The organism is Polaromonas sp., assembly GCF_030682935.1.
Taxonomy (GTDB): Bacteria; Pseudomonadota; Gammaproteobacteria; order Burkholderiales; family Burkholderiaceae_C; genus Polaromonas.
Window position 1 is genome coordinate 1 of the sequence record NZ_JAUXNA010000321.1, and the last position, 9,498, is coordinate 9,498.

At 59.5% G+C, this 9,498-nt stretch carries 11 protein-coding genes and 1 pseudogene; 3 read left to right on the top strand and 9 right to left on the bottom strand.

Annotated features, from left to right (window positions below):
* Nucleotides 1-1,014 (bottom strand): 4-hydroxyphenylpyruvate dioxygenase (hppD, locus tag Q8K05_RS14810; protein WP_305247397.1); only part of this gene is annotated, 1,014 nt, incomplete at its 3' end.
* A 664-nt stretch (nt 1,015-1,678) separates the two neighbouring features.
* Here hppD and Q8K05_RS14820 point away from each other — a divergent pair.
* Both Q8K05_RS14820 and Q8K05_RS14825 read left to right on the top strand, forming a co-directional pair.
* The gene (locus tag Q8K05_RS14820) at nt 1,679-2,389 is read left to right on the top strand and encodes a haloacid dehalogenase type II (RefSeq protein WP_305247398.1); all 711 of its coding nucleotides are present in this window, start codon (nt 1,679-1,681) and stop codon (nt 2,387-2,389) included.
* 5 nt (nt 2,390-2,394) lie between these two features.
* Nucleotides 2,395-2,961 carry a pseudouridine synthase gene (locus Q8K05_RS14825; protein ID WP_305247399.1) on the top strand — a complete coding sequence of 189 codons (567 nt, stop codon included), beginning with the start codon at nt 2,395-2,397 and terminating at the stop codon, nt 2,959-2,961.
* Nucleotides 2,962-2,994: 33 nt separating this feature from the next.
* On the opposite strand, the gene Q8K05_RS14830 is transcribed toward Q8K05_RS14825, so the two are convergent.
* The 5 genes and pseudogenes from Q8K05_RS14830 to Q8K05_RS14850 all read right to left on the bottom strand — a co-directional run.
* Nucleotides 2,995-3,543 (bottom strand): DUF2242 domain-containing protein, encoded by a 549-nt coding sequence (locus Q8K05_RS14830; RefSeq protein ID WP_305247407.1) that lies wholly within the window; start codon nt 3,541-3,543, stop codon nt 2,995-2,997.
* A 184-nt stretch (nt 3,544-3,727) separates the two neighbouring features.
* On the bottom strand, nt 3,728-3,895 hold the full coding sequence (locus tag Q8K05_RS14835) for a hypothetical protein (protein WP_305247400.1): 168 nt from the start codon (nt 3,893-3,895) through the stop codon (nt 3,728-3,730).
* Nucleotides 3,896-3,957: 62 nt separating this feature from the next.
* Nucleotides 3,958-4,356, bottom strand: coding sequence for a SirB2 family protein (locus Q8K05_RS14840; RefSeq protein WP_305247401.1), 399 nt, complete (start codon nt 4,354-4,356; stop codon nt 3,958-3,960).
* A 63-nt stretch (nt 4,357-4,419) separates the two neighbouring features.
* Entirely contained in the window at nt 4,420-4,683 is a 264-nt protein-coding gene (locus Q8K05_RS14845; protein ID WP_305247402.1) for a DUF2249 domain-containing protein, read from the bottom strand.
* Between the two features lie 209 nt (nt 4,684-4,892).
* Nucleotides 4,893-5,180, bottom strand: a pseudogene (locus tag Q8K05_RS14850) (nitric-oxide reductase large subunit); the annotation flags it as partial.
* A gap of 214 nt (nt 5,181-5,394) precedes the next feature.
* Between Q8K05_RS14850 and Q8K05_RS14855 the strand changes: the two are divergent.
* Complete coding sequence (locus Q8K05_RS14855) at nt 5,395-5,871, top strand: Rrf2 family transcriptional regulator (RefSeq protein WP_305247403.1); 477 nt, start codon at nt 5,395-5,397, stop codon at nt 5,869-5,871.
* A 469-nt stretch (nt 5,872-6,340) separates the two neighbouring features.
* Here the strand turns inward: Q8K05_RS14855 and Q8K05_RS14860 are convergent, their stop codons facing one another.
* From Q8K05_RS14860 to Q8K05_RS14870, 3 genes are all read right to left on the bottom strand, one after another.
* Nucleotides 6,341-7,018, bottom strand: coding sequence for an ANTAR domain-containing response regulator (locus Q8K05_RS14860; RefSeq protein ID WP_305247404.1), 678 nt, complete (start codon nt 7,016-7,018; stop codon nt 6,341-6,343).
* Between the two features lies 1 nt (nt 7,019).
* On the bottom strand, nt 7,020-8,174 hold the full coding sequence (locus Q8K05_RS14865; RefSeq protein WP_305247405.1) for a transporter substrate-binding domain-containing protein: 1,155 nt from the start codon (nt 8,172-8,174) through the stop codon (nt 7,020-7,022).
* 78 nt (nt 8,175-8,252) lie between these two features.
* Nucleotides 8,253-9,498: nitric oxide reductase activation protein NorD (locus Q8K05_RS14870; RefSeq protein WP_305247406.1), on the bottom strand; the 1,246-nt coding region annotated here is incomplete at its 5' end.

Genomic DNA, 9,498 nt, shown 5'->3' on the forward strand with positions numbered 1-9,498 from the left:
GAAATTGCCTTCGCCAAAGCCCTCGTCGCCCTTGCGCTGGATGAACTCAAAGAACACCGGGCCGAGTTGTGGTTGCGAAAAGATCTGCAGCAGCAGGCGCGGCGTGCCGCCTCCGGTGGACCCATCCAGCAGGATGCCGCGCGTCTGCAACGCAGACACGGGCTGGCCGTGGCCGGGCAGGCGGCCATCAATCATCTCGTAGTAGCTTTCGCTGGGTGCCGTCATCAGTGGCACGCCCGCCAGCGCGAGCTTGTCCACGGTGGTGAGCAGGTCGTCGCAGATCAGCGCAATGTGCTGGATGCCTTCGCCGTTGAACTTCAGCAAAAACTCCTCGATCTGGCCGCCGCCCTGCCTGGATTCCTCATTGAGCGGGATGCGGATCTTGCCGTCGGGCGCGGTCATGGCGCGCGAGGTCAGGCCGGTGTACTCGCCCTGGATGTCAAAGTAGCGGATCTCGCGGAAGTTGAACAGTTTTTCATAAAATCCGCCCCAGAACGCCATGCGGCCCCGGTACACGTTGTGCGTCAGGTGGTCGATCAGTTTGAGGCCATGGCCGGGCGGGTGGCGGTCCACGCCTTCGAGAAACACGAAATCAATGTCGTAAATCGATTTGCCGTCTTCAAAGCGGTCAATCAGGTACAGCGGCGCGCCGCCAATGCCCTTGATGGCGGGCAGGTTCAACTCCATCGGCCCGGTCTTGATTTCAATCGGCTGCGCGCCCAGCGCCAGCGCCCGGTTGTAGGCAAGGTGTGAATCCTTGACGCGAAACGCCATGCCGCAGGCGCTGGGCCCATGCTCGGCGGCAAAGTAGCCGGCCACGCTTTTGGGCTCGCGGTTGACAATGAAATTGATGTCGCCCTGGCGGTACAGCAGCACGTCCTTGGAACGGTGTTTGGCCACCAGCGTAAAGCCCATGCGCTCAAAAATCGGCTCCAGCAGGCCCGGCGTGGGTGAGGCGAACTCGACGAATTCAAAGCCCATCAGGCCCATCGGGTTGTCAAATAAATCTGCCATCGTGTGTGTCCTTGAAAAATGGGGGGTGTTTTTTTTGATGTGTCATCTTGACGCAAGGTGCGCGCAGTTTTCATGCGATTTTGTGCATGGGCCACCGCGATTCGCATATTTTGAGCGCTGCTACCCCTTGGGGCCTAGGCGAGCGAAATACCCGCTTTTTAGGTGGCCCAGCGCTGCAGGCAAGGCCACCACGCCCATTTCGACCTGGCCGCCGATCAGGTCCGTCGGCGACCATGGCGCCGGTACTTTTATAGGGAATGTGCTCGCCACCCGCCAGCGCCAGGCCACGGGTGGGTGTAGCGCCGCTTTGCGATCTGCTTTCAGGACGAGCGCTCCTTGTCTGCTGCGGCCAAATTGCTGGCTGAGTATCTGGCGGAAGCGGGGCGCAAGGGGTAGGTGTGGGGCTTCTGATTTTGTTGGGGGTCGGTGAAGTGGTTTTTGGTGGAGTTCGTCATTGTTTTTGTTGTGGGTTGGCCTTGCTGGCTTGGGCTGGCCGGACTCGCCCGCCGGGGCGACTCCCGGCCAGCCCAACCACGAAAAGCCAAACCGCGACCAATTAAGTAGCAAATTTCGCCCGCATTGATTGCGGCTACAGCCATGTTCAATCGCCAATTAAAACAAAACTTGAACCCGCAGCCCCGCATCCGTTACTGATAATGACCGGATGCGCACAAATCCCCCCTCCCCCCCCAAAGTCCTGGCGTTCGATGTGTTCGGCACCGTTGTCGACTGGCACAGCGGCATTGCCCGCGAGGTGCAGGCGCTGCGGCCGGCGATAGACGGCGACGCGTTTGCGCTGGCCTGGCGTGCCGGCTACCAGCCCGCGATGCGCCGGGTCATGTCTGGCGAGCTGGGCTGGACGCTGATTGACGATCTGCATCGCCTCATTCTTGACGGTATTCTGGAGCAGTTCGGCCTGGGCGACCTGACTGAAGACGACAAAAAGCACCTGAACAAAGCCTGGCACCGCCTGGACCCGTGGCCCGATGTGGTGGCAGGGCTCACGCGGCTCAAGTCACGCTACACGATTTGCACGCTGTCGAACGGCAACATCGGCCTGCTCGCCGACATGGCCAAGCGCGGCGGCCTGCCGTGGGACTGCATTTTGTCGGCCGAGGTGTTTCGGGCATACAAGCCCGACCCCGCCACCTACCTGGGCGTGGCCAAGGTGTTTGACGTGGCACCGTCTGAAGTAATGCTGGTGGCGGCCCACCAGGACGACCTGGCCGCCGCGCGCGCCTGCGGCCTGCAGACCGCCTACATTGAGCGACCGGCCGAGTTTGGCGCTGCCCACCCCAAAGACATTTCGCCCCACCCCGCCAACACCCGGCATGCCAAAGACTTTTTGGCACTGGCCGACCAGTTGGGCTGCTGATTCACATGGCCTCACGCCTGATTCTGTTCAACAAGCCCTACGGCGTGCTCAGCCAGTTCACGCCGGAAGGGCGCTGGCGCGGGCTCAAAGACTTCATCGACCTGCCGGGCGTTTATGTGGCCGGCCGGCTGGACGCGGACAGCGAGGGCCTGCTGCTGTTGACCAACGACGGCAAGCTGCAGGCCCGCATTGCCGACCCGCGCTTCAAGATGGAAAAGACCTACTGGGCGCAGGTGGAAGGCGTGCCTGACGAGGCCGCGCTGGAAGCCTTGCGGCGCGGCGTGCAGCTCAATGACGGCCCGACCCGCCCGGCCCGGGCGCAGCCGATGGCGCCGCCGCCCGCGCTGTGGGAACGGGCGCCGCCCGTTCGCGCTCGCCAGTCCATCCCCACCGCCTGGATCGAGCTGGCCATCAAGGAAGGCCGCAACCGCCAGGTGCGGCGCATGACGGCGGCCGTGGGCTTTCCCACGCTGCGGCTGATTCGCGCCGCCATCGGCCCCTACAGCCTGGAAGGCCTGGCGCCGGGCAGCTGGCGGGACGGCGACGCGGCGCTGCCCGGGCTGGACGCTTAAAACGACCAGTGCGCAGCCGCTGACCGCCTTGCGTCAACGCGGATCGTCCACCGGTTCGCTCACCCCCAGATAACGTTTGACCAGGTCAAAGAAACGCTCATAAAAAACGTCCGACGAGATGGTTCGGCTGGCCACCTTGACCATGGAATCATTGCTGGCGCTAAACGGCAGCGAGACCGACCCCAGCGCGCCCACGCCCAGACTGGCCGAATTGTTGCTTTTCTTCAGGGCGTAATGGTCCTGCAGGGCAGTGACAAAACCAAGGCTGACCTGTCCGTCGGGGCTGTCCGGGGCGCAGACAACCCGGATTTCCATTTGCAGGTGCGACTCGGGCTCGGGCTGAAAGCTTTTGCGCCCCTCCACCAGGTCTTCTCTGGCGGTGCTGATGAGGTAACCCTGGCTCAGCAACGCCCGTCTGGCGGCTTCGCAGGTTTGTGCGGCGGTGGCGTCAAACAGCCGGGAATAGGTCACGGTGGAAGCAAACTCTTCCTGTGACGGAAACGTCTTCAGCGGGGTGCCGCAGCCTGCCAGGGTTGAGAGACTTCCCAGTCCCACCAGCCAGACGGCGGCGCCAGAACGCATCGAGGACAAATTCAAAACCAGGCACTCCTTCAGTCATTAAAAACCATATTTCACGGACAAATTCAGAGGCTGCGCATCGCCCGTCCACGCCATGGTAAGCCTATGAGTTCAACCAACGCGCCGGGTTCCCCGAATTTCGTGATGGAGTCCTGTGCAGGGCATGCAAAAACCATTGCAGCCAACCTCAAGATACCGTCACAGCCTTGAATTGGGCCTCTTGACGTGCAATCCGGCGCTCCCGGTTGTGCAAGCTGCGCGCTTCGCGCCGGCTGATGCGGCCAGAGCGCACGCCCTCGTCAATGCGCTCGCTGATATTGAACTGACGATTGTCAATCCCGGGCGTATTTTCCACACTACCGCGCTGGGCAGCAACCCATATGGACTTGAGGCCTATTTGGCTTAAATTCTGGCAATTCAGCCCGCCTGGAAAAAACCAATCAGCCACCAGGGTTGCCGGGTCAGCGCGACCGCCACGATGTAGGCAAAGGTTGCCAGCGCGGCGACCAGGGCAAAAGTCCGCACGCCTTTGGTCTTGCCGCGCTTGAGCGCCAGGGTGCCCAGCACGATGTAGACGACCAGGGCGATCACCTTGGCCGTGAGCCACGGCTGCACAAACGGGTACTGGCCGCTCCAGAACACCAGCACCAGAGCCGTCGTCAACAGCAGCGTGTCCACCCCATGCGGCACCACTTTCACCCAGCGCCGCTGCAGCATGGGCGAGTCCAGCAGCATCCAGATGCCGCGCAGCAGAAAAAAACTCCCGCTGATGGCTGCGCAGGTGATGTGGAGATGCTTGATGGCGAGGTAGTTCACAGGGTAATTCGGGGGCTGGCAGGGGCGGGGGCCCAACCAGCGTGCCGGGCTCGCTTCGGAATGTCAGCCAACCACCCGGAAATCAATCACGATTTCACCCGGGTTGCGCTGTACATAGTCGATGACCACGTTGGCGCCAAAGTGGCCGTTGATCTGCGACAGCAAAGGCAAGGGATCATGGTCATTGCAAAAACGCATGGTCTCGCCAGGCTGCAGCGCATCCAGCGCGCCAAAGATCGCAGCATGGCGGAATCGCTTGGCGACGCCGCGCGCATCAAACGGGTAAACGCCTTCGGACGTTACGGGAAGGGAACAATCGTGTGACATAAAAATACTCCTGGGGGGTGTCCATCGAAGAGGCCGGCCAGGGCCCGCCTCTTCAAGGAACGGTTGATAAAACGTCAATCAAGCCTGTTTGGCGCGGCTCACAGGTACAAGTGCCGGCTGTTTACGTTTGCCGCCGGTCAGCAAGCGCAGGGCGAACAGGGCCAGGAACACGGTGCCGATGGCAAACACCACATCGCCCGGCACACGGCGCGCAGCGCCAGCGCTTCACGGTGCAGCCAATCAGCCGACCAATCCGGGGCCAGATAGCTGCCATGGCCCCAGACCGAACCGAGTTGCTGGCCGCCAGCAGCAAGCCAGGCTTCCTGGCCGCGCTGAACCTGTCCTTCTGAAAAAAGCACCGACCCCTTGATGCTGACGACTTGTTTGGGAATGGGCGGCGCTGTCAGGTAAATCTCGGTGCCGACCCAGCCCAGAACGGCAAAGGACATGACACAGATGACAGCGAGCCAGGTCCAGAGTTTGCGCGTAGCGTGCATGGCAAATTTCCTTTTTGGGGTGCAGTTGAAAAATCTGAAAGCGCTCAAATTTAATAAGATGCATTCTACATATATCATTTACAAACACGCAATATAAATACATCTTTACCGGGAATTCCCTCCAAAAAAAACGTCACCTCTATAGAATCAATGCAACCTTCAACGGAGTTGGCCCCACGCATCAACGCCTCTTTCACTGGAACTTCATCGCGCAATGAGACTGACCACCTACACCGACTACGCGCTGCGCACCTTGATGTACCTCGCCGCAAATCGGGATCGGCTGGTGACCATCCAGGACATCGCGGATGTGCACGGCATCGCCAAAAATCACTTGACGAAAGTGGTTCACCAACTCGGCATTCTGGGTGTAGTCGAAACCGTGCGGGGCCGCAACGGCGGGCTCAGGCTGGGCAAGGAGCCTGCGCAAATCAATATCGGTGCCGTAGTGCGCAGCACGGAGCCCGATTTTTTCATGGCCGAGTGCTTCGACAAAAGCAAAAATGAATGCATCCTGATCCCGTCCTGCGGATTGAAAGGGGTGCTGCGTTCCGCTACCGACGCTTACCTGGCGGTGCTGGAGGGGGTCACGCTTGAAAGCCTGATGCGTAAGGACAGCCGCAGCACCGGCAGCAGCGCCTCCTTCAAGTCGATACCCATTCAGTCGAAACCCGCTACCCCGAAAAAATGACCAAACACAGGCCTCGCACCCGATCAGCTAGGAAGAGTTGGTGAAACGCACGTGCATTCATTTCTTCCAGGCGCGGGAATGAGACATTGAGGCTCAATTGGAATGTCGCCAAAAGACTGCTATGGAGATATTTTCATAGCGACTCAAAGCCGACAATGAAGTTTTGGGAAAGCGGTCGGTCGGCGCAAAGTATCTCGGCCAGTAGAAAACCACGCTGCGGGGTAGTGCCAAGCGATCCGTGATTTGCGCCGAGTTGGCGTTGATACTTGCAGTTGCGACATCACGCGCACAAAGATGCGCAATACAGTGCAGTTTTTGGAATGGGCATTCCACTCCCCCTGTTTGCATGAGATGGAGGCCTTCGGTGTCGCTGGGGACGATTGCATTCGACTCAGGGCTTGTCAGTCCGATGCAGTTTTAAAAAAGATAGCACGCGACACAGCAAAAAGAAGGCTGCATATTGATGTGGTCAAGAAGTACGTCGAACAGCGGCAAGCTCACTGACGGCGGGGACTAAATGGCTCAGCCCATGCGACAAAATTTCGTTCGCATTGATGATGGCTGCGGCGATTTCTTCTGTCGTGACACGCTTGCTCATAGCTTGGTCCCGTATCAGGTCGTAGGCTGCGTCGTCCGTGATCTGGCGCGTGCGCACGAGGATGCTCTTGGCTTCGGCAATCTGCCGCACGCCTAGAAGCTTTGCATCCAGCTTGCGCAAGCGCCGAGCCTGGCTTTTCAGATCGCCATGAACGCAGCGGGCAACCACCAGAGCTGACAGCAGACCGAAGGAACGGATCGGGCTCGGCAGAACGGCCTGCGCCCTGATATGCAGCACGGTTTCGACGATGGTGGGGTTTTCATAGGTGACCACCGCAATGATGGTTGGAACATCTTCACCCTTAAGCCATTCGAACTCCGTCTCCATGCTCTCGGGTCGCACGGCCAGAAAAATAACGTCAATGCCCTCCGGCAGCGCCGGCAACGGCGGCCAGAAAGCCTGAACCTGACAGCCGATGCGCTGCAATTGCTGGGTCAGCTGCCTTCCATCAGCGTCGTCGGGGTGAAAGACTGCGACCCTCAGTGTCCGAAGGTCTTTTAACAGGGGCGGTGTCGTACGCACCGCGCGTCGATGGGTGCCATTTTCCAATTCACAGCTCCAGCGTACTGAGGGTCGCCGTCCAGTCGCCAAGCGAATGGGTGACCATGTAAGGGTCGGGATGCACCGGCCGGGTGGCTTCGCGAACGATGGTGAACTGCCCCCTGGAATTGGCTACGCCAATGCGCGGATAAAGCGAGGTATGGTGATTCGCGGGGTCGATGCGTACCCGACCCTGAGGCGCCTCGAACTCGCTGCCCAAAATGCGGGGTAGGAGCTGCCCGATATCGTCTTGACCCGTGTGGCGAAAGGCGTTGGCGTAAATGTGGACCTGAAAGTAGGCAGCCTCCCAGCACATATTGGGAACGCACTCGAATCCGAAGCGCTTGCGCAGGCGTTCGAGGCAGCGCAAGTTGGTTTCCGAGTTGATTGACTGGAAGTAAGGCGCTGCGGTGAAATGTCCCAACGCAACATCCGCACCCATCTGCGATATTTCGGCCTCGGATGTTGTCAAGCTGGCAATAGGCATGGTCTTCGGGTTGAACCCCGCCTCGGCATAGGCCCGGTACAGGCTGGCGGTCGAGTCGCCGACGACGGTCGAGAATATGAAGTCGGGCTCCGTGGCTCGAATGTCGGCCATGATCAGCTGAAAATCCCTCTCGGAGGCGTCAAGCTTGACATAGCGTTCACCCACCTTGCTGCTGTTGGGGCGCTGCAGAACCAGATCGCTCATGATGCGGTTGGACTCATAGGGGTAGATGTAATTCGATCCAATCAGATATACCCTCGCACCGAAATTCGCCGTCATGAATTCGGCCAGTTGCACGCTGTTCTGGTTCGGCGCAGCACCCGAATAAATGATGTTGTTCGAAAACTCGAAGCCCTCATAAAGGGTGGGATAAAACAAAAGTTTGTTCCATTTTTCAACAATCGGCAACACAGCCTTGCGGCTACTCGACATATAGCAGCCAAAGATCACGTTGACCTTGTCCTGGACAATGAGCCGTTCGGCCAGCGCCGCGTAAATCGCGGGAGATGATTGGGCGTCGTAGCGCACGGGGACGATTTCCCTGCCGTCAATACCGCCAGCCTCATTGATTTCGTCAACTGCCAGCAAGGTGCCCTGCAGCTGAGAACGGCCTATCGTCGAAGTGACCCCGGTTTCCGAGAATAGAACGCCGACGCGAATGGGGTCCTTATTTGCCACTGTTATTGCCTTTTTTCCAATGGATTTGTTCTGCCGGAGTCCTGAGTAGCATTTTGCTACCTATTTCCCGGTCTGATTTCATGACGCCGCCAGTCGGTTGTATAAAGTGGCCAGCTGCGCCGGTAATCTCTCCGGTTCATCGACGATGCGGTAGTTGTTCCAGCCAAAAATTCTTCTTACATAAGGATCGGCCTGCGGGTCCAATGCCATGCAGAAGGTCTGTACACCCGAGCGCCTGCCCTCATGTACGGCGGCGCGTGCATCTTCAATCAGGTAGCCGGCCTTGAACACATCGATGTCAGAAGGCGCGCCGTCTGTCACCAACACAATGGCGCGATGATCGAACGGCTCATTGGCCAGACAAGCGACAGCATGGCGCAGTGCGGCACCCATGCGGGTCGAATAACGTCCCGGCACCGATCGGATCATGGCGGCCGCAGCCGCATCCAGTGGCGCGCCGAATTCAAGCAGACGGTAATAGTTGACCTCCGCGCGGGTGTTTGACGAGAAGCCGTGAACAGCGATGCGGTCGCCGCTGAGCATCACCGATTGAACGAGCAGCAGCGCTGCTTTTTTTTCGATATCGAGAATGGATTCCATGCTGGTGCCGGGACAGTCGTTGGTCGACTCGGAGAGATCCAGCAAAACCAGGATGCTCGATGCCTGCTCTTCACGTCCGGCGCGCGTGAAGAGCCGTAGGTCCGGCGACAATTCAAGCCGTTGATCGAGCATGGCCTCAATCGCTGCATTCAGGTCGATGTCATCGCCTTCCCATTGCCGGCGCAGCCGCTGGCGCCGACTCAAGCGCCGCGAGCGTATCAGCGGCGCCAATGGCAAGATCGAGGCGTCCCGCGCCGCAACGACGCGCTGGCCCTGCCAGGCGGGCCGCTTTTCAATCACCGTGCACCAGTCACTGCGCATCAGCGATAGCTGGGCATCCCACTCCGGGTAAGTCTGACGCCCCAGTTCAATCTCGGCCGCCATCGACTGGCTCACTGCCTCATTCGGCGCAGCCGCATCTGGTCGCTGCGGCGCTTTGACCTGTAGGTCCAGTGGCTCGGGTGCCGGGACATTGGGTTCGTTGAAGTCCCAAAGAAAAGAGTTGTCGTCACGGTAAGCTTCGGGCACCACATAACGCTGCGCGCGAAATGGCACGCGCATCTGGCCGAGATCATTCGCCAAGATGGACGCGAGGCGGCGAAAGGCCGCGTAGTCCATCAGGTTGGCCGCCTGTGCCTCGAACAGGCGGCGGGCTTTGTTAACCCAGAAGTTGTCGTCCTGGTAGTCCGGATCCATCAGTGCCAGGTTCATCCGCCCAACCAGC